Origin of the sequence: Pseudomonas meliae (assembly GCF_001400515.1) — a bacterium.
Lineage (GTDB): Bacteria > Pseudomonadota > Gammaproteobacteria > Pseudomonadales > Pseudomonadaceae > Aquipseudomonas > Aquipseudomonas amygdali.
In genome coordinates this window covers 1-348 of record NZ_LJQT01000159.1, presented here as the reverse complement: position 1 = coordinate 348, position 348 = coordinate 1, and the positions used below count along the sequence as shown (strand labels likewise).

The window sequence follows — 348 nt, the reverse complement described above, 5'->3', positions numbered from 1 at the left end:
ACCCGGGGCGGTTCAGTTCGACATCTCGGCAATGGCTTCCCGCGAATTGGCGGTGTAATCGGTATTTTGATCTTTTTTCAGGCCGTTATTCGAAACGACATCACCTGATGTTTGCACCAATGCCAGCATCAACGCGCCTTTGAAGCGATCCCAAAAGTGTTCATCAACCCAGCCGCTAATACCGGATTCACCCAGTTGGCCGGTTGCCTGCGTATCAATCAGCGAAACCTTTTTAAAGTCTCGGGTCCGCAGCTCCGAAAAGAGGACCGCCATGTGTGCCTGCCCCTGATTCAGCGTTCCGGTTTTGTACCAACCAAAAGCCTTGGTACCCTTTTCAATCAGCTTGAC

The 348-nt window shown here is 51.7% G+C and carries 1 protein-coding gene; it reads right to left on the bottom strand.

Annotated elements, in window-relative coordinates:
• Positions 1-12 precede the first annotated feature (12 nt).
• Positions 13-348: TrbI/VirB10 family protein (locus ALO64_RS07130; RefSeq protein WP_328586223.1), on the bottom strand; the 336-nt coding region annotated here is incomplete at its 5' end.